At 59.5% G+C, this 17,778-nt stretch carries 18 protein-coding genes; 6 read left to right on the top strand and 12 right to left on the bottom strand.

Going from position 1 to position 17,778, the window contains the following annotated elements; all coding sequences use genetic code 11:
- Window positions 1-11 precede the first annotated feature (11 nt).
- The 10 genes from ABH912_RS07435 to ABH912_RS07390 form a co-directional block, all read right to left on the bottom strand.
- Entirely contained in the window at window positions 12-845 is an 834-nt protein-coding gene (locus ABH912_RS07435) for a suppressor of fused domain protein (RefSeq protein ID WP_033056460.1), read from the bottom strand.
- A 96-nt stretch (window positions 846-941) separates the two neighbouring features.
- Complete coding sequence (locus ABH912_RS07430; RefSeq protein WP_033056459.1) at window positions 942-2,420, bottom strand: hypothetical protein; 1,479 nt, start codon at window positions 2,418-2,420, stop codon at window positions 942-944.
- Between the two features lie 193 nt (window positions 2,421-2,613).
- Window positions 2,614-2,907 carry a hypothetical protein gene (locus ABH912_RS07425; RefSeq protein WP_033056458.1) on the bottom strand — a complete coding sequence of 98 codons (294 nt, stop codon included), beginning with the start codon at window positions 2,905-2,907 and terminating at the stop codon, window positions 2,614-2,616.
- A gap of 571 nt (window positions 2,908-3,478) precedes the next feature.
- Window positions 3,479-3,697, bottom strand: coding sequence for a PLD nuclease N-terminal domain-containing protein (locus tag ABH912_RS07420; protein ID WP_033056456.1), 219 nt, complete (start codon window positions 3,695-3,697; stop codon window positions 3,479-3,481).
- A gap of 184 nt (window positions 3,698-3,881) precedes the next feature.
- A complete protein-coding gene (locus tag ABH912_RS07415) occupies window positions 3,882-5,297 on the bottom strand; it encodes a purine-cytosine permease family protein (protein WP_429510231.1) in 1,416 nt (471 codons plus the stop codon).
- A 375-nt stretch (window positions 5,298-5,672) separates the two neighbouring features.
- Window positions 5,673-6,821, bottom strand: coding sequence for an acetylornithine deacetylase (gene argE, locus ABH912_RS07410; protein WP_429510230.1), 1,149 nt, complete (start codon window positions 6,819-6,821; stop codon window positions 5,673-5,675).
- Complete coding sequence (locus ABH912_RS07405; protein WP_033054400.1) at window positions 6,818-7,495, bottom strand: DUF1028 domain-containing protein; 678 nt, start codon at window positions 7,493-7,495, stop codon at window positions 6,818-6,820. Before ABH912_RS07405 ends, argE begins: the two co-directional genes overlap by 4 nt.
- A gap of 164 nt (window positions 7,496-7,659) precedes the next feature.
- On the bottom strand, window positions 7,660-8,076 hold the full coding sequence (locus tag ABH912_RS07400) for a RidA family protein (protein ID WP_008027166.1): 417 nt from the start codon (window positions 8,074-8,076) through the stop codon (window positions 7,660-7,662).
- A 22-nt stretch (window positions 8,077-8,098) separates the two neighbouring features.
- A complete protein-coding gene (locus tag ABH912_RS07395; protein ID WP_033054402.1) occupies window positions 8,099-9,409 on the bottom strand; it encodes a flavin-containing monooxygenase in 1,311 nt (436 codons plus the stop codon).
- A 160-nt stretch (window positions 9,410-9,569) separates the two neighbouring features.
- On the bottom strand, window positions 9,570-10,844 hold the full coding sequence (locus tag ABH912_RS07390; RefSeq protein WP_429510229.1) for a flavohemoglobin expression-modulating QEGLA motif protein: 1,275 nt from the start codon (window positions 10,842-10,844) through the stop codon (window positions 9,570-9,572).
- Between the two features lie 182 nt (window positions 10,845-11,026).
- Between ABH912_RS07390 and ABH912_RS07385 the strand changes: the two genes are divergently transcribed.
- Genes ABH912_RS07385 through ABH912_RS07375 form a run of 3 tightly spaced genes read left to right on the top strand, consistent with a single transcriptional unit; the run spans window position 11,027 to window position 14,390 of the window.
- A complete protein-coding gene (locus tag ABH912_RS07385; RefSeq protein WP_033054406.1) occupies window positions 11,027-11,689 on the top strand; it encodes a hypothetical protein in 663 nt (220 codons plus the stop codon).
- A gap of 42 nt (window positions 11,690-11,731) precedes the next feature.
- The gene (gene ppk2, locus ABH912_RS07380; protein ID WP_429510228.1) at window positions 11,732-12,553 is read left to right on the top strand and encodes a polyphosphate kinase 2; all 822 of its coding nucleotides are present in this window, start codon (window positions 11,732-11,734) and stop codon (window positions 12,551-12,553) included.
- 49 nt (window positions 12,554-12,602) lie between these two features.
- Entirely contained in the window at window positions 12,603-14,390 is a 1,788-nt protein-coding gene (locus ABH912_RS07375; protein ID WP_429510227.1) for a SulP family inorganic anion transporter, read from the top strand.
- 16 nt (window positions 14,391-14,406) lie between these two features.
- On the opposite strand, the gene ABH912_RS07370 is transcribed toward ABH912_RS07375, so the two are convergent.
- Window positions 14,407-14,775, bottom strand: a complete 369-nt coding sequence (locus tag ABH912_RS07370) for a DUF5064 family protein (RefSeq protein WP_033054409.1) — start codon at window positions 14,773-14,775, stop codon at window positions 14,407-14,409.
- Window positions 14,776-15,020: 245 nt separating this feature from the next.
- Between ABH912_RS07370 and ABH912_RS07365 the strand changes: the two genes are divergently transcribed.
- The 3 genes from ABH912_RS07365 (at window position 15,021) to ABH912_RS07355 (ending at window position 16,678) form a co-directional block, all read left to right on the top strand.
- Window positions 15,021-15,500: a VOC family protein gene (locus ABH912_RS07365; protein ID WP_033054410.1), complete on the top strand. Its 480-nt coding sequence runs from the start codon at window positions 15,021-15,023 to the stop codon at window positions 15,498-15,500.
- A 317-nt stretch (window positions 15,501-15,817) separates the two neighbouring features.
- Window positions 15,818-16,189: a PH domain-containing protein gene (locus tag ABH912_RS07360; RefSeq protein ID WP_046049313.1), complete on the top strand. Its 372-nt coding sequence runs from the start codon at window positions 15,818-15,820 to the stop codon at window positions 16,187-16,189.
- 66 nt (window positions 16,190-16,255) lie between these two features.
- Window positions 16,256-16,678: an HD domain-containing protein gene (locus ABH912_RS07355; protein WP_033054411.1), complete on the top strand. Its 423-nt coding sequence runs from the start codon at window positions 16,256-16,258 to the stop codon at window positions 16,676-16,678.
- A 182-nt stretch (window positions 16,679-16,860) separates the two neighbouring features.
- On the opposite strand, the gene ABH912_RS07350 is transcribed toward ABH912_RS07355, so the two are convergent.
- Window positions 16,861-17,769 carry an alpha/beta fold hydrolase gene (locus ABH912_RS07350; protein ID WP_429513067.1) on the bottom strand — a complete coding sequence of 303 codons (909 nt, stop codon included), beginning with the start codon at window positions 17,767-17,769 and terminating at the stop codon, window positions 16,861-16,863.
- Window positions 17,770-17,778: the final 9 nt, after the last annotated feature.

Genomic DNA, 17,778 nt, shown 5'->3' with positions numbered 1-17,778 from the left:
CCGTTCGGTTTTCACACAACGCTAGCACGATTCAGATTGCTCATATGTCCGATGCCGGCGACCTTCAAACGGCTGACCAGATCTTCGCGTGCTGCTCGCCCACCCGATCGGACATATTCAAGCTCCGATGCGGTGATCAATACCATCGAAACCAACCTGACCGGAGATAACGGCATGTCATCCAGTCGGGTCGGGAAATCCGGTTCCAGCGCTCCCAGCAGGACGCCGGTACAGTCGTCCTCGGTCACGAAGCTCTTGGGGAGTTGATCACTCATATGGTGCGACAGGCTGAACCCGGGAATTTCGAGAGATAACGTACTGTACTTATCGAGCCGTTCAGTGACTCCTCCAGCGTCGGCCACCGTTTTGGCAACGTGCTCCAACAGTTCGAATGCCCAGCTGTTTGTTAATGGATCGACCTCACCGAGTGAACCACGTGCGTGCTCGGGTATGTCAGCTGTTTCCATGAACAACTCCATCTCGAAACCATTGCCCATCCCTTCAACTCCATCGAATGGATCCGACAGGCCATCGGTGGCAAGGAGTATCGAGTCACCACGGCGAACCACCCGGTAAGCCTGACGAGTCGAGGGCCAGTCAGGGCCACCCCTGAAACTCGGACTGATCATATAGGCAATGACGTCCCGCTCCACCGTGCCGACAGAGCGCCAATGACGATCCAGGCACGCTTCGCCGGCGAGTCGCGCCGCCAGATTGGCCGCTTCAGCCTCGTTCAACTCACCGAAAGCCACCAGTTTCTGGAATACCTCGATTTGCGGTTCGGCCTGGAGGTCTTGGGTGACAGGGCTTCTTAGTGAGTCGAGAAGCTTCTTAAAGAAATTCATGTGCGTTCCTTGCCGGGTGTTGGCATTGATGTGAAAACGCGGAAGCAGATTGTGCTTCCACTTCAACGGTTCTATTGGGGCTAATGGCCAGCCAACTCAAGATTCCACCACCTCAATCGTCCATTCGCCCTGCACGTTCCGCGTGACGTATTGGAACGGCACAAACATTCCATACGCTTCGAGGTAGACGTAAATGTCGGTGCTGTATTGGTAGGCATCTCTTGTGCAACTGAGTACCTTGGCAGTCCCGGTCAAACTCGGGTGATACGTGCTGGCGGGTTTCTGCGACTGCACCTCACAGCTGTATCTGTCGTCGACCTGCACCAAGGTTCTGGGACCTTTCCCGCCGTTGGTGGATTGAACCAGCATTTCCTGCGCCGTGTATCGCAGGAGTGCGCCGACCGGCATGTTCGCCCAATCGCCTTGGAAGCTGAGGTTCGTCAGCGCCTTTTTCTCGATCGTTATCTCAACTGCACGAGTTCTGTACTTACTTTCAGCCAAGTCAATCAGGCCTCGGAAAGTGGCTTTGACCCACTGACTTCCTTGCTTTTTAAAACGCTCCGTCAGTTGATTGCCCGCCTCGCCAGAAAGATATTTCGAGTCACGCCCCATGAATCGCACGGTGTCATCTGAATACTGTCTTGGCACGGAGTTATCCTTGAACACCCGGCGCAGGTGCTGAATGCTTTTCTCCGGTTTGGGCATATTCAATGCCTCGATGGCTTTCAACACCGGGGCGGCAACGACGGGGGCCGGTAATTCGAAAAGCGACTGCTCACGCCCTTCAAATTGTTTGTATTGGTCCAGCGACTGCGGTTTGCCACAGGCCACCTGAACCAGCTGACGCTCATCGACTCCGAGGCTTTGCAGGCCGATGGCTTTAAGATCTTTCTGCATGTTTCCAGCGAGCACACGACTGTGAGTATCAAGGTAGAAACGGCTTAACTCGGTCAGTTGTTGCAGGGCGCAGTTGGCCGTCCACCGCTGGCGTACCTGCCCATACAAGACTTTTCCACCGGGCACCAACATCTCGCCGGGTAGTACCCGAGCCGTCCAGAAAGTGACCTCATCACCTATTACTTTCAGGCTGCTGCGGTCGATCATCTGCCAATCCTGATGCTCGGGTGCCGAGAACACGCGCCATTGAGGAGGTGTTGTCTGGGCACACACCTGCTTCAACTGCGCACTTTGCAGGTACTGGCTCTTTTGTTCAGCAGGCAATTGCCAGGATTCAACCGAACGCCCCCGCGGGTTGGCGGCGAATAGCGACATTCCCTCTTTGCTGCGGTAAGCCATTTGCGCATCAGGCTGGCTGCAGTTGGCGTCGAAACGTGCCAGATAGTGGCGTTCCGGACTTGGGGACGAAGCTACTACATAGGTGATCCGGTCTCCCTCGCGCACGATCGAGTTCGGCTCGGGTGTCTCGAACATCACACTGTTGAAAACCGCAAAGCCCGGCTGGGCCTCAGGTGTTGTGATTTGAGCGGACGCGGGCTTTGTCGCTTGGCATCCAGAGAGGATCAAGGCAGCGGTAAGCAGTGAAAAAAGGCTGAAGGGGTGGGGCGTGGCATCCATGCGGGTGTACTTCATCGAAAAAGTGATGGCATATTAACATGAGTGCTGGCTGCCAAATAGGACGGCGCTTAAAGAGACGATATTGTGTTCGCGCTGTGCTAGTAGAGAAGACAATCCTCTCGGTAACTCGACAGGCCAGAACAAAACAAAAAACCCGCTACTCAGTGCGGGTTTTTTTACGACTCAACTCTGATCACTGACTCTTTGGTACATCAAACCCACGCTGCTCAATCACCCGAAACACATCGCTCACATCCTGGACCATGATCCGGGCGATGTTGGTGACGGTGTTGATGTCGTTTTCGGCGTAGTCGGGGAGGCTGGTGCAGGCCATGAGGTTGAGGTACTTGAGGACGGCGCTGAGGCGTTCGCTGACGCAGTTGTGGAGTTCGCGGAGTGGGGCGTCGCTGTCGATGAGCAGGACGGGGTAGTCGGTGGCGAATTGGGACATTGGGGTGAAGCGGCGAGGCGGGTTTTGGGTCGTCATGGTTTTAGTCCTAGAAAGATGAATCACATCCGTCATAACCAATTCTCAGTCGGAAATCGGCTGTGTTGTGGCTGACGGTACTTGGTGTCTTCTTTTTAGGGCTGCGAATCCCTGCCGCTAACTGCTGTCAGCGACGGGGCGAACTATAAGCGGCGGTTTTGGCGTCTGCAAATGGGTGTGTAGGACGACAGGTCGGTTTTTGTGGTTGATCGTCGAGGCTACAATTGGCTCTTTGGCAGTTGTGGATTCAGAAGTTGTTTGGTGTCAGATCAATCTTGTTTGCTGGATTTACGGCTGCTGCGCAGCCGAACGCAGGCTTCGCCAGCTGCTACCGGGTTTGGGTGATGTTTAAAAATTTGGCAGGGTTTGGGGCGGCTTCGCCACCCAGCGGGAGCAAGCTCCCTCGCCACAGAAGGTGGTTTCCTACGAGATTTTCGGAGCTGAAGATTAATCGGGCAAGGTCTTCTCCAGCTCCAAACGGAAAGTCAGAAACGAAAAAGCCCCGAATCATCGGGGCTTTGTTTTTTGCGATTGCGCAGTTCCAAAAATCCTTACCGCACAGCATCCCACGTCATTGTCTGGCCTGCGGTGAATGCGGGTTGGGATCGGTGTGTTTCGGTCCCGCCAGTGCCCACGCTATCAGCCCGAACAGCGGTACAAACACGATCACCACCATCCATACGAGTTTGTTGCTGGATTTGCCTTCGGCTTTTCGCACTTTGTTGATTGCCCATAACTCGATCACTACGAGAATTGCGGCGAGTACGATCCAGATGGTTTCGGTTTGCATTGGTCACCCTCCTGATAGTCATTCAGTTAGGTGAGTCGTGGTGGGCAGGGTTCATTTAATTTTGGAGGGGTGCGGGAGATATGTAAGCAGGGTTGCTCGCGATGGTGGCCTGTCAGGCAAATCAATATTGACTGTCAGGGCCTCATCGCGAGCAGGCTCGCTCCCACAGGGGATTGGGGGGTAGTTAGATCGAGTTGGCCAGTTTTCCGGTTGAGAGGCGGCGTTTGTAGGCTGTGTCGCGGTTGGCTAGCCAGTAGTAGAGCGGGGAGGTGATCAGCAGGCCGACTAGCCAGGACAGGTCTGCCCCATTGATGTGCTCGGAAATCGGCCCGACATACAGCGGCGTATTCATAAACGGAATCTGCACCACAATCCCGATCGCATACGCCAACAACGCCTGCGGGTTGTACCGGCCATAGATCCCGCCATCGACCTTGAAGATCGAGTTGATGTCGTACTGACCTTTATGAATCGCGTAGAAGTCGATCAGGTTGATCGCGGTCCACGGCACCAGTACGACGAGCAGCACCAGCACCATGTCGACGAAGTGGCCGATGAAGTTGGCGGATGCGCCGACAGCGGCGAAGCAGCAGGCGCCGAGGACGATGATGGAGAGGACGGCGCGGCTTTTGGCGGTTGGGATCCAGCGGTAGGCGAAGGTTTGGACCAGGGTGATCAGCGACAGTACGGCGCCGTAGAGGTTGAGGGCGTTGTGGCTGATGACGCTGAGCAGGAACAGCACGAGCATCAGTGGGCCGATGGAGCCGGTGGCGAGTTTGACGGCGTCCATGGTGTCCATGCCCACGGGTGTGGCGAGGACGGCAACGGCGCCGAAGATGAACGAGAGGCTGGAGCCGAGCACGGTGCCCAGGTAGGTGGTCCAGAACGTTGCGGCCACGGGCACGTTGGCCGGCAGGTAGCGCGAGTAGTCGGAGACGTAGGGCGCGAAGGCGATTTGCCAGAGCGCGGCGAGGGAGACGGTGGCCAGCCAGCCGGAGATGTTGAAGCTGCCGCGGGTGAGGAAGTCGGCGGTCTGCACGTGGGTGAAGATGTAGCCGAAGCCCAGCACGATGCCGGCGCCGAGCACCCAGGTGCCGATGCGGTTAAGCACGTGGATGAAGCGGTAGCCGATGATGCCGATGATGCCCGAACCGAGGGCGCCGATGACGATGCCGACCGGCACGGGCACGCTGTCGACCACGCCGTGCAGGGATTTGCCGGCGAGGACGATGTTGGAGGCGAAGAAGCCGATGTACATGATGCCGGCGATCAGCACCACCAGCAGTGCGCCGAGCGAGCCGAACTGGGCGCGGCTCTGGATCATTTGCGGAATGCCCATCTGCGGGCCCTGCGCCGAGTGCAGCGCCATCAGCACGCCGCCGACCAGGTGGCCAACGAGGATGGCGACGATGCCCCACACCAGGTTCAGGTGGAACATTTGCACGCCGAGGGCGCCGGTGACGATGGGCAACGGCGCGATGTTGCCGCCGAACCAGAGGGTGAACAGGTCCCTTGTCTTGCCGTGACGATCTTCGGGCGGCACGTAGCCGATGGTGTGTTTTTCGATGAGCGGGGCGGAGGTTGTTGCTGCGGTAACCATGACGGACTCCAAGGCAATTTGAGTACGTGGACGTACTTCGGTGAGCGCCACACGGGGGCGACGCTTTTCTTGTTGGAGTTGATGATGTGCGGTGGGGAGTGAGAGATAAATTAGTAAGTTTGTGGGTATAGACGCTAAAAAATGTATGTCGGTTGGGGTGGCTGTAGAGGCTGGTATTACGGCGCCCACGCGCAAACGCAAGCCCGCCGGATGGGGCTTGCCGGTCGCAAACTTGTAGCAGCTGGCGAAGCCTGCGTTCGGCTGCGAAGCAGTCGTAAACCCTGCGCACGCGGTTTTCCTGAGGTACCGCGTCGTTGGATTTTACGACTGCTGCGCAGCCGAACGCAGGCTTCGCCAGCTGCTACAGAGATTGGGTTAGCAGATCGATTGCAGCATTCGTAGCAGCATGGCGTCGCAGGCGGTGAGTTGTTCGAGGCTGACGAATTCGTCGGGTTTGTGGCCTTGATCCATGCTGCCGGGGCCGCAGACGACGGTGGGAATGCCTGCTGCGTCGAACAGGCCGCCCTCGGTGCCGAACGCTACCGTTCCGAACTCTCGGGAGCCGGAGAACGCTGCAATCAACTCAGCCGCTTCACTGTGCGCATCGGTCGCCAACCCAGGATACGCCGACAACTCGCTGAAGCGAATTTCACTCTGTTCACTCACGGCACGCATGCGCGGCAACACCTGCTGTTCGGCGTAGGCCTTCAGCTCCTGCGCAACTTCGCTTGGATCATGCGAGGGCAGGGCGCGGATTTCGAAGTCGAATCCGCAATCGGCGGGGACGATGTTCAAGGCCTTGCCACCGGAAATCACGCCGGTTTGCACCGTGCTGAACGGCGGATCGAAACGCGTATCGTGATGCTCGGGCGCTTTGAGCCGGTTGCCAATCCGTCCCAGTTCACCGATCAGTTCAGCGGCGTACTCGATGGCATTGACCCCAAGCGGCGCGTACGCCGAATGGCACGCTTCACCGTGAATGTCGCAGCGCATCGCCAGTTTGCCTTTATGGCCCAGCACCGGTTTGAGCTCGGTCGGTTCGCCAATGATGCAGAGCATCGGTTTGACCGGGCGCTTTTCCAGTTTCGACAGCAACGAACGCACACCGAGGCAACCGACTTCCTCATCATAGGAAAGTGCGATGTGCACCGGCAGCCGTAGTGTGGATTTCACCAGCGACGGGACCAGGGCGAGCACGCAGGCGATGTAGCCTTTCATGTCCGCCGTACCGCGCCCGTACAACTTGCCGTCGCGCTCGGTGAGTTCGAACGGCGCAACGGTCCACGGCTGGCCGTCGACGGGCACCACGTCGGTATGCCCCGACAGCACGATGCCCGGCCGGTCCGTCGGGCCAATGGTGGCGAACAGGTTGGCCTTGCTGCGCTGCTCGTTGTAGACCAGTTCGCAAGGCACGTCGAAGCATTCAAGGTAGTCGCGGACAAACTCGATGAGGTGCAGGTTTGATTCGCGGCTCGTGGTGTCGAACGCCACCAACGTTTTTAGCAAATCGAGGCTGTTGCTCATCGGTCGTCTCCGGCGACGCCGTAGCCAGGGGACTTGTCAGGGGCGAGGGCGCGGTCGATGTAGTCCTGAACCTGTGGGCGATAGGCGTCCCAGAGTTTCTCAAGCTGGCCGATTGGATCGTGATCCGCCCAGTCCACCCGCAGGTTGATGATCGGCCAGGTCAGTTCGCCGACCACCACCACCGCCGCCGAATGCACCGGCCCGGCTTCGCCGCCCGCTGCGATGGCCGCTTTCATGGCCGCGAGCAGGCGGTCGGTCAGTTGGCCTTCGCCATGCTCGAACGCCTCGACCATGGCCTCGATCACTGATCGGTCCGCCAGCATGTTGCCGGCAGCGACGCATTGGTCGCCGGACACGGCATTGTGGTTGCCCAAGGTTTGCGCGCCGCTGAAGTGCGCGGTGCGGCCGAGATGGTCGATCGCTGTGATCTGGCGGTATTGGCTGTAGCCGTTGCGGGTCAGGACTTTGTCCAGTGCTTCAGCAGGCGCGAGGCCTTGTTCCATGAGGGCAAGGACTTCCGGGCCGAGCGATGGCAGGGTGATGTTTTGCGTAGAGACGGCGCCGACACCCGGCAGCAGCCAGGGGCAACGGGCGCCGACGGCGATGCTGGAGGAACTGATCGCAATGCCGAACTGACCGGTTTCGGGGCAACGGGCGGCGATGGAGAAGGTCATGGGTTTTGCTCCTTGGATTGCCTTGGCGAATGAGGTGTCTGTGCGGACGCCATCGCGAGCAGGCTCACTCCTACAGAGGATCTTCGGTGGCCACAAAATTTGTGTACGACGAATAACCTGTGGGAGCTGGCTTGCCTGCGATGGCCGCGACTCGGTAAACCTGCTTACTCAGGAATCACCGCAATCACATCAATCTCCATCAACCACTGCGGCTGGCCCAACGCCGACACCACCAACCCGGTCGAAATCGGAAACACCCCTTTGAGCCACTTGCCCACTTCCTGATACACCGGCTCGCGATAACGCGGATCGATCAGGTAAGTGGTGGTTTTAACGATGTGACTAAGGTCGCTGCCGGCTTCTTCCAGCAGCTGTTTGACGTTGCGCATGGCTTGTTCGGTTTGCGCTCGCGGATCACCGAGGCCCACCAGGTTGCCTTCGAAATCAGTGCCGACCTGACCGCGAACATAAACGGTGTTGCCGGCCCGGACGGCTTGGCACAGGTCATTGTCCAGGCTCTGGTTCGGGTAGGTTTCCTTGGTGTTGAACATGCGAATACGGGTATGGGTTGGCGTGGACATTTGAAGCTCCTGAAAAAGAAAATTAAGCACTGACCGTTGTTTTGTGGGCGACCGGGACGGCTTCTGCCTCACGTTGCGCGGCATCGTGGTAGTCGAGGTAGGAACGCTGGATGGCGATGTGATCAGCCACGTACTTGGCGTCGTGCCAAACGCCCCAGATGAACGAAGACCCGCGCCGCGACTGCCATGGCAGGCCGAGGAAATACACGCCGGGCTCGCTCGACACGCCGCGCTGATGCGCCGGTTTGCCGTTGTCGTCGAAGGCATCAACCTTGAGCCAGCTGTAATCCGTGGCAAAACCGGTGGCCCAGATGATCGAGGTCACGCCGGCCTTGGCCAGGTCGAGCTGAAGAATCGGGTTGGTCACGCACTCCGGATCGGAAAAGGTAATGCGCGCTTCAGGTTCTTCCGGCAGGTCCAGACCATTGCGCTCGATATAGGCGTCAGCCGCGTTGAGCAGCGCCAGATAGTTCTCGTCGCCGCGCGCCAGGTTCTCGGCAAGGTTCGGTTGAAAAGTCGCTACGCCGCCGTTGAACGATTGGGTCAGACCGACCAAAGTCATGCCGCGATGAGCCAGCCCACGGAAGTCCACCGTGCGGCCGCCGTGTGCACCGCTGACCGCGATGGTCACGTGTTCCCGGCCGGGCTTCATGGCCGCTTGATCCCATTCGCCGAGCACACCCAGCCACCAGCAGAAATCACGGTTGCGATAAGCGCGGGGAGGGCGGTCGTGGGCGCCGACCGAGAGGTAAACCTTCTTGCCGGCTCGCTGCAATTCATCGGCGATTTGCACGCCCGACGAACCGGCACCGACCACCAGAACCGCGCCTTCGGGCAGTTGCGCCGGGTTGCGATAGTCGGCGGAGTGGATCTGCAGGAATGGCTGATCTTTCGGCGCGATTGGTGGGATGACGGGGCGCTGGAATGGCCCGGTGGCAGCCACCACGCGGTTGGCCTCGATCACGCCTTCGGAGGTTTCAATGGTGAAGCCCGGGCGACCGACATTGCGCTCAACCTTCAGCACGTCCACGCCTGTGCGGATCGGGGCGTTGAATTTCTTGGCATAGGCTTCGAAATAGTCGGCGACCCGCTCTTTCGGGGCAAAGTCGTCGGGGCTGAGGTCGTCGAAATCGAGGCCGGGAAAACGGTCGTGCCAGGCCGGACCGTTGGCCACCAACGAATCCCAGCGCCCGGTGCGCCAGCGCTCGGCGATACGGTTGCGCTCCAGCACCAGGTGCGGCACGCCGAGTTTGCTCAGGTGTTCACTCATGGCCACGCCAGCCTGACCGGCGCCAACAATCAGCGTATCTGTTTTTATTTTTTCAGTGGTCATCTCTATACCCTTCGAAGTTGGATTTAGGTCGGTAACGGCCTGCCATTTCTTGGGGTCAAGACTAGGGATCACCCTGGTATCGGTAAAATATTATTAAGCTGGCATTTGAGTATAAATAACTGATGCAGAGCGTTTGTTTCGGCGGTTTTCCCTTTAAACGCTAGGCGCTGGCATCGGCTTCATGCTCATCGGCGAAGGCCATGAGCACCTCCAGATCGAGTACATCCAGCTTGATTCGGGAAATAAAAGCGGAGAACGCCAGGTTGGCGGCGAGCAGACGCAGATCGGAGGCCCAGGCCGGAACATGAACCGGCCCCTTGAGCCAGCCGGACTCGAAAAGTGGCGCCAGGCGCACGGTATCCCCCAGGCTGAGGCGCCCGGCGAACAGATGGCCCACCAGTTCCGGCCGGTTGTCGCGGATCGCGATGCGCAGCAGGGTATGCACGCCGAGCAAACCGGTCAGGTAGGCGGCATCCTTGGTGAACGCCGAACCACCGCGCAGGTCGGCGCCGCGGAAAACCCGTTGGGTCGAGCGGAAGGACTCTTCCTGTGACTGACCAGCGGCGAGAAAACCTTCGAATACCTGAATGAAATCGGCGCCATCCAGCGCCTGCTGGACCGCGAGTACGCGCAGGGCGAGGCGGCGCAGGCGGTTGATGTCCATGCTGCCGGTGAACAGCTCGGCCAGGGTGGCGATGCCCTCTTGGGTCTGGGTCGTGCGTGGCGCCCCAAGGCCCAGGCTTTTCAGGTTGGGTTGCAGCGCGCCGTTTTGTGCCGTGGCGACATGCACGAAGGCCTCATGTTGCAACAGCTGGTTCTTGTCCAGTTCCGAGAACAGCGCGCTGGAACGCAGGCGGATGCGACTGGCCCCGGCGATGGCCTTGGCGGCCAGTGTCGGATCGAGCACGACGCTGATCCGTCCGGGTCCGAAGAAGCGGTCCAGTTCCGGCTGCATCCAGGCGGCGAAGACATCGGCCGGGATGTCGGCCGGGCTCGGTGGAATCCGCGCGCCGCCCAGAAGGGCATCGGTGGTCTTGAGGAAGAATTGGGCCGCGTCCAGCATGCTCAGTTTCAGGCGTGAATAGTAGAAGTCCGGGCGCCGGTACAGCGCTGACGAATACTGAGTAAAGGCCGGTGTGCCGATGGCACCGAGCATGTGCCCCGCCGTGGCATAGCTGCGCGCCGTCATGGCGAGGTGACGCCCGGCCGGATGGCCCTCATCGCAGCGGCCGATAAAGGCTTCGAGGGCGGCGATGTCGGCGCTGTGGTCACGCGGGCTCAGCTCGACCTTGGGCAGTTCTGCCTGCCCGGCGCGCCAACGTGCCAGGAATACTTCCTCGACCCCATCCGGCCAGGCCAGGGCCTCCAGCACGCGGATCTTGCGGGCCAGGCCGGGCAGGGCGGCATCGAGTTCGGACAGGGGCGCGGCGCTCACAGAGATCTCCTTGGAAACAAGGTTCAATCGCAAAAGTTTAGTCGTTGTCGATGCATTCCGTTGTGAGAGCTAAAGTCTGAACTAAGCTGTCCGGTGTGCTTGCGGATGCAGGGTTCAGGCCATCCTGGCACGGCTGAAAACCAGGACCACGCTGACGCAGCCGCCGTGGCGAGGATGAGCGCATGCAAAGCACTGACGAGCAAAAACGGGCCCGTGTACTTGATCCGGTCGATCGTGTCACGGAGGTCATCTTCGGCCTGCTCATGGCAATGACCTTCACCGGGACCATCAGCGTGGCCACGTCTGGCCAGGAGGCGGAACGGACGATGATGATCGCCGCGCTGGGTTGCAACCTCGCCTGGGGCCTCGCGGACGCCGTGATGTATTTACTGCGAACCCTGATCGAGCGCACACGCAACCGTACGCTTCGCACCAACCTGCTCGGGGCGAAGGATGCCGCTGCCGGGCAAGCGCTCATTGCTGAGGCGTTACCCGCGCGTCTCGCCGCAGCGGCCGGCCCTGAAGAGCTGGAGTCGTTGCGTCGCCGCCTGGTCGATTATTCATCCATGCCGGCACAGCCGCGCCTCGGTTGGGATGATTTCAGGGGCGCTGTCGGCGTTTTCCTGTTGGTGGTGTTATCGACATTCCCGCTTGTCGTGCCGTTTCTGTTGCTCGACCAGACAGCGCTCGCCGTGCGCCTGTCTAACCTGGTCGGTCTCGGAGTGCTGTTCATCGCCGGCTGGATGCTCTCGAAGTACGCCGGCGCAAAACCGTGGCAAGGCGGTCTGGCGACGGCAGTTACCGGGGCCGTTCTCATCACCGCAATCATCGCGCTCGGCGGATGAGCAGATTGCAACCCTACGCTGTTTATTGGTGAGGTCTCGATCATGGCAAAGGACAAGAAAAAAGCCCCCAAGAGTCAATCTGCTGAAAGCCCGAAACTGAAGGGCAAGGATTACCTTGAGCAACTGCGCACCCTGCACGTCGAACTGGTCAAGTTACAGGAGTGGGTAAAAGCCAAGGGCATCAAGGTCTGCATCGTCTTCGAGGGGCGCGATGGCGCTGGCAAGGGCGGAACGATCAAGGCGATCACCGAGCGCGTCAGCCCGCGTGTCTTTCGGGTGGTGGCGCTGACGGCGCCGAGTGAGCGAGAGAAAAGCCAGATGTATATCCAGCGTTACCTGCCGTACCTGCCTGCGGCGGGCGAAGTGGTGATCTTCGATCGCAGTTGGTACAACCGGGCGGGCGTCGAGCGTGTGATGGGGTTTTGCACCAAAGAGCAGGTTGCCAGTTTCCTGAAGACAACGCCTCTGGTGGAGCGTGCAATCGTCGCCTCGGGCGTGATCCTGCTCAAGTATTGGCTGGAAGTCAGCGAAGACGAGCAGACCCGTCGGCTTCAAGAGCGCATCAAGGATGGGCGCAAAATCTGGAAACTGACCCCCATGGATCTCAAGTCCTACAGCCGCTGGTATGACTATTCACGCGCGCGTGACGACATGTTCAAGTCCACCGACACCGATCACGCCCCATGGCTGGTGGCCAACTCCAACGACAAGCGGCGCGCGCGCCTTAACATCATCAGCGATTTGCTCAGTCGTATCCCGTACAAGGAAGTAGCGCGCGAGGAGGTGATATTGCCCAAACGGCAGAAGCCAGCCGGCTATCGCGACCCGGGTTATCCGCACCGAAGGGTTCCCGAAAAATTCTGACGGGCACATGTAAGCGAATCTGCGCTGTCTACCTATAGGGCACAGTTCTATGAGCGATTCGGACGCTTCGCCACCCGTCCCGGAACCGGGCCGGATTGCACGCCGCAATACCGGCGACGAAACCGGCTGGGGCCGCTGGATGCCTGGGCTTCGCACGTTGCGCGGGTACCAGATTGCCTGGTTGCGTCACGACATAATGGCCGGGCTGGTGCTCACCACGATGTTGGTGCCCGTCGGCATCGCCTACGCCGTGGCATCGGGCGTCCCCGGCATCTATGGCCTCTACGCGACCATCGTTCCGCTAATCGCTTACGCATTGTTCGGGCCTAGCCGGATTCTGGTGCTGGGCCCGGATTCCTCGCTGGCCGCCGTTATCCTGGCGGTCGTCCTGCCCCTGTCGGGCGGTGACCCGCAGCGCGCCATCGCCCTTGCGAGCATGATGGCGATCGTTTCAGGCGCCGTGTGCATCCTGGCGGGCATCATGCGTTTGGGTTTTATTACGGAGTTGCTGTCCAAACCGATCCGCTACGGGTACATGAACGGCATCGCGTTGACCGTATTGATCAGCCAATTGCCCAAGTTTTTCGGTTTTTCGATTGAGTCCCACGGCCCGCTGAGAAACATTTGGGCCATCGTCACCGGGGTGATGGAAGGAAAGACCAACTGGGCCGCGTTCACGATCGGCGCAGCCACCTTGGTTGTGATCCTGCTGCTCAAGCGCTTCAAGCGCGTGCCGGGCATCTTGATCGCCGTGGCAGGTGCGACCGTTGCCGTAGGTGTGCTGGACCTTGCCGCGCGTGCGGGGGTGTCGGTCCTCGGTGTTCTTCCACAAGGTTTACCTGCGTTCGCCATCCCCTGGATCACCCGTGCCGATATGGTCCCCGTGCTTATCGGCGGTTTCGCCGTCGCCCTGGTATCGTTCGCCGACACCAGCGTGCTCTCGCGTGTCTATGCGGCACGGACCCGTACCTATGTCGATCCTAACCAGGAGATGGCGGGGCTTGGTCTTGCCAATCTGGCGGCGGGATTTTTCCAGGGCTTTCCGATCAGCAGCAGTTCTTCACGTACCCCCGTGGCCGAAGCCGCAGGCTCCAAAACCCAGTTGACCGGGGTTGTCGGCGCGTTGGCAGTGGCCTTATTGCTGATGGTTGCGCCGAACCTGTTGCAGAGCTTGCCCAGCAGCGCACTGGCAGCGGTCGTGATCGCGGCGGCCATCGGCCTGATTGAAGTCTCCGACCTGCGACGCATTTATCGCATCCAGCGCTGGGAGTTCTGGCTGTCGATCGTCTGTACCGTAGGCGTAGCTGTGTTCGGTGCGATCGAGGGCATCGGGCTGGCCATCGTGATCGCCGTCATCGAATTTCTGTGGGATGGCTGGCGGCCTTATTCCGCGGTGCTGGGGCAAGCCAAGGGGGTCAAGGGCTACCACGACATCCAGCGTTATCCCGACGCCAGCCTTATCCCCGGCCTGGTGCTGTTTCGCTGGGATGCGCCGTTGTTTTTCGCCAACGCCGAACTGTTCAATGCGCGAGTGCTCGACGCAGTGGCAACATCGCCAACGCCCGTGCGCTGGTTGATCGTTGCGGCCGAACCCGTCACCAGTGTGGACGTGACCTCTGCCGACGTGTTGGCTGAACTGGACGACACCTTGCACGCAGCGGGCATCAAGTTGTGCGTGGCCGAGATGAAAGACCCGGTCAAGGACAAACTGAAGCGATTCGGGCTGTTTGCACGGCTTGGCGAATCGGCGTTCTTTCCAACCATCGACGATGCCGTCGAGAGCTACCTCGTGATCCATCCGGTGGAGGGTGCGGGTCGGCAGGACGCGGCGCACTGAGTGGTATTGGTGTCACTCAGCGACGGTCCTTTTCAACGTTATCCAGATCGACTGGATCGCCCGGTTTGACGCCGAGTTTGTCGCGAATATCCTCGAACATCGCGTCGTATTCCTTGTGCCCGCGCATGATGAGACTGGCACTGGTGGGCACGCCATGCCTGGCCGCAGCCTTGGCCACGTGACTGGCAAAATTGAAGGCCGTGTCGCGGTGCATATCGAATTCTTCAGTAAAGCTTTTACCTGATACCGCTCCGTCCATCTTGAAGTGCATCAGCATGCCTTCCTTCGGGTCGCGGCGGACTTCATAGAAGACATCAATGTTGTATTCCGGGACTCCGGGCGTGCCAGGAGCATTAGTACGGTTCAGGTGACCGGGCTTGAACATGATCGGCTCCTTTTCGGATGGATGGCTAGCTTCTTGGCATCGGCTGGAGTCCAAATGACTTGGATTTCAGTCCGTGGAAATCACGTTAATGGAGCGTGTTCCATAGCGTGCTGCTATCAATTTGCAGCAGCGCAAAATCTCCCCTTAAAGCTTAGGTGATCGCTTGGCGTTTTCTACCTCCAAGGTGCACGAAAGGCGTATCCGTACCAGAATGCACGTACCCATTCCGATTCTGGAGAACCAAGATGATCAGCAAAAACACGATTTGTCTGTGGTACGACGGCACCGCGCTGGACGCTGCGACGTTCTACGCCGAAACCTTCCCGGACAGCGCTGTGGGAGCTGTCCTTCGCGCGCCCGGCGACTATCCGGCAGGCAAGCAGGGCGATGTCCTGACGGTCGAGTTCACGGTGATGGGCATCCCTTGCCTCGGACTGAACGGGGGCTCGGGGGTCAAGCACAACGAGGCTTTTTCGTTCCAGGTTGCGACCGACGACCAAGCCGAAACGGACCGCTTGTGGAACGCGATTGTGGGAAATGGTGGCCACGAAAATGTATGCGGCTGGTGCCAGGACAAGTGGGGCGTGTCATGGCAGATCACACCACGCGTTCTGAGCGCCGCGATCACCCATCCTGATCAAGCAGCGGCCAAGCGCGCCTTCGACGCCATGATGGAGATGGGAAAGATCGACATCGCTGCGATTGAAGCGGCTGTTAAGGGTTAGCCAACGCTGCTGGCGGGCTACTGCGCTTTCCAGTGACCTCCACCCGACTCGCAATCAATTTTCGCCTGACTCAAATGCTCAGCGCCGTAGTAATACGTAGTGACCTGAGCATTGTTCGGAATACTCAGCGCTGTGCTGATCTTGTCCTTGTTTGATCAAAGATCAGCGCTGATAGGGTTTCGAAAACGCGATGAGGCACGGGGTTCCATTGGTTTTTCAGCTGTGGGAGGGGGCGCAAAAAGCGCAGGCCCGATGGTATGCTCGCCGCGCCACGCGCTGGCAATCCAGGGAACACTCTTTAAGGAAGGGGATGGCGGATGATCGATTTCAACAACAAAGGCTTTTTCAAACTCAAGCAAAACAACGAATACGCGGAGCGAGTCACCGCACTGCTGCTGGACGGCGAGCAGGTCATTGATGCCTATAAATCCATGCGCGACGGCGTGGTGTTTACCAATAAACGAATCATCGCGGTGAACGTGCAAGGCATCACCGGAAGCAAAAAAGACTTCACTTCGTTACCTTACAAAAACATCGTCGCTTACTCCGTGGAAACCTCGGGCACCTTCGACCTGGATTCTGAGCTGGAAATCTACTTCTCGGCGCTGGGCAGAGTGAAGTTTGAGTTTACCGGGAGGACGTCGATGGTCGAGATTTCCAAACTCATCTCACAGCATCTGTTGGGTTGAACCCGGATTTTCACGGTCATTGCGGCGAGCTCCAATGCGACCGCCGATTACCCAAGGGAGAACGACATGAGCCAGACACTGGAACGCGCCATTGCCATCGCCGCCGCTGCGCACGAAGGCCAGGTCGATAAGGGCGGAAGCCCTTACATCCTGCATCCGTTGAAAGTCATGCTGCGGGTCACGACGCTGGAAGAACGCATCGTCGCGGTGCTGCATGACGTGGTCGAGGACTGCGGCATCAGCCTTGATGACCTGCGCAAGGAAGGCTTCAGCGAAGCCGTTCTGACCGCCATCGAGTCGGTCACTAAAGTGGCGGGTGAGTCCTATGAAGCCTTCGTCGAACGCGCAGCGCAGAACCCGATAGGCCGGGTGGTGAAACTGGCGGATCTGGAGGAGAACAGCGACTTGTCGCGGATCGCTCAGCCGTCGTGGGAAGACCTGGAACGCGTTGAAAAATACCGGCGGGCAATTGGCGTGTTGCGTTCCTGATGAGCCGAACAAATAGACAATTGTGCCCCGGACTGTGTAGCAGCTGGCGAAGCCTGCGTTCGGCTGCGGAGCAGTCGTAAAACCTGTGCACACGGTTTTCCTGAATCATCGCGTTGCCTGACATCACGACTGCTCCGCAGCCGAACGCAGGCTTCGCCAGCTGCTACACAGTGCGAGTTGCGTTACTGCGCGATAAAGTCGCGAATCGCTCGAATGGTCTGCGTTGGCGCTTCCTCCATCAGCCAATGTCCCGCCCCTGGAATGACCACCTGCGTCACCGAGTCCGCTGCATTGCGCATCACGATCGCTTCATTCTCCGCAAAGGATTTTTCCCCACCGACGGCCAGCACCGGCATTGTCAGCCGCGTCGCCATCGACGCTTCGTTGTCCACCGCGTCCTGACGAATGCTGCGGAACTGGGCGAAGGCTGCGTGCATGGCGCCGGGGCGGGCATAGAGTTTGGCGTAATGCTGACGGGTGGCTTCATCCACCTTGGTGGGGTCGCCCGCGAACTCGTTCCAGAACCGGTCCAGGTAGATGCGCTCACGACCGGCGACCAGGCGTTCGGCATCCGCTCCGCCGAAGTCGAAGTGCCACAGCATCGGTGAGCGGACAATGTCGTTCCAGGGCGGAATGCCCGGCACGGGCGCATCCATCACCACCAGGCGATCGGTCAGCTGCGGATAGCGCGAGGCGTAGGCGAAGGCGACCATGGTGCCGATGTCGTGGCCGATGACCACCGAGTGTTCGATACCCAGCGCTGCCAACAGCGCACGGATGTCACCCGCCTGGGTCTTCTTGTCGTAGCCGCTGTCCGGGATCGACGACAAGCCCATGCCGCGCAGGTCTGGCACGACGACGGTGTGATCCTTGGCCAGATCGGCGGCCAGTGGCGCCCACATGTCGCCGGTGTCGCCGAAGCCATGCAGCAGCACCACGGCGGGCCCCTTGCCGCCGACGCGCACATGGAGCGTGACGCCTTCGACCGGGATGTCCTGAACACGAAAGGTGGCAGGAAATGGCGTTACCCCGGCCTGTGCCGGGATGCTGAGCGCAAGCAGGATAAAAGCGCTTAACAGGATGCGGATCATAACGGTGCC

This window comes from Pseudomonas sp. BT76 TE3572 (assembly GCF_050435365.1).
Classification (GTDB): domain Bacteria; phylum Pseudomonadota; class Gammaproteobacteria; order Pseudomonadales; family Pseudomonadaceae; genus Aquipseudomonas; species Aquipseudomonas fluorescens_W.
Note: the sequence above shows the minus strand (reverse complement) of the source record. Positions and strands in the feature narration are given on the sequence as shown.

What these genes read in the sequence shown, in the direction of transcription:
- ABH912_RS07435 (WP_033056460.1), bottom strand. Translation starts at nt 845, where the DNA reads ATGAATTTCTTTAAGAAGCTTCTCGACTCACTAAGAAGCCCTGTCACC.
- ABH912_RS07430 (WP_033056459.1), bottom strand. Translation starts at nt 2,420, where the DNA reads ATGGATGCCACGCCCCACCCCTTCAGCCTTTTTTCACTGCTTACCGCT.
- ABH912_RS07425 (WP_033056458.1), bottom strand. Translation starts at nt 2,907, where the DNA reads ATGACGACCCAAAACCCGCCTCGCCGCTTCACCCCAATGTCCCAATTC.
- ABH912_RS07420 (WP_033056456.1), bottom strand. Translation starts at nt 3,697, where the DNA reads ATGCAAACCGAAACCATCTGGATCGTACTCGCCGCAATTCTCGTAGTG.
- ABH912_RS07415 (WP_429510231.1), bottom strand. Translation starts at nt 5,297, where the DNA reads ATGGTTACCGCAGCAACAACCTCCGCCCCGCTCATCGAAAAACACACC.
- argE (WP_429510230.1), bottom strand. Translation starts at nt 6,821, where the DNA reads ATGAGCAACAGCCTCGATTTGCTAAAAACGTTGGTGGCGTTCGACACC.
- ABH912_RS07405 (WP_033054400.1), bottom strand. Translation starts at nt 7,495, where the DNA reads ATGACCTTCTCCATCGCCGCCCGTTGCCCCGAAACCGGTCAGTTCGGC.
- ABH912_RS07400 (WP_008027166.1), bottom strand. Translation starts at nt 8,076, where the DNA reads ATGTCCACGCCAACCCATACCCGTATTCGCATGTTCAACACCAAGGAA.
- ABH912_RS07395 (WP_033054402.1), bottom strand. Translation starts at nt 9,409, where the DNA reads ATGACCACTGAAAAAATAAAAACAGATACGCTGATTGTTGGCGCCGGT.
- ABH912_RS07385 (WP_033054406.1), top strand. Translation starts at nt 11,027, where the DNA reads ATGCAAAGCACTGACGAGCAAAAACGGGCCCGTGTACTTGATCCGGTC.
- ppk2 (WP_429510228.1), top strand. Translation starts at nt 11,732, where the DNA reads ATGGCAAAGGACAAGAAAAAAGCCCCCAAGAGTCAATCTGCTGAAAGC.
- ABH912_RS07375 (WP_429510227.1), top strand. Translation starts at nt 12,603, where the DNA reads ATGAGCGATTCGGACGCTTCGCCACCCGTCCCGGAACCGGGCCGGATT.
- ABH912_RS07370 (WP_033054409.1), bottom strand. Translation starts at nt 14,775, where the DNA reads ATGTTCAAGCCCGGTCACCTGAACCGTACTAATGCTCCTGGCACGCCC.
- ABH912_RS07365 (WP_033054410.1), top strand. Translation starts at nt 15,021, where the DNA reads ATGATCAGCAAAAACACGATTTGTCTGTGGTACGACGGCACCGCGCTG.
- ABH912_RS07360 (WP_046049313.1), top strand. Translation starts at nt 15,818, where the DNA reads ATGATCGATTTCAACAACAAAGGCTTTTTCAAACTCAAGCAAAACAAC.
- ABH912_RS07355 (WP_033054411.1), top strand. Translation starts at nt 16,256, where the DNA reads ATGAGCCAGACACTGGAACGCGCCATTGCCATCGCCGCCGCTGCGCAC.
- ABH912_RS07350 (WP_429513067.1), bottom strand. Translation starts at nt 17,769, where the DNA reads ATGATCCGCATCCTGTTAAGCGCTTTTATCCTGCTTGCGCTCAGCATC.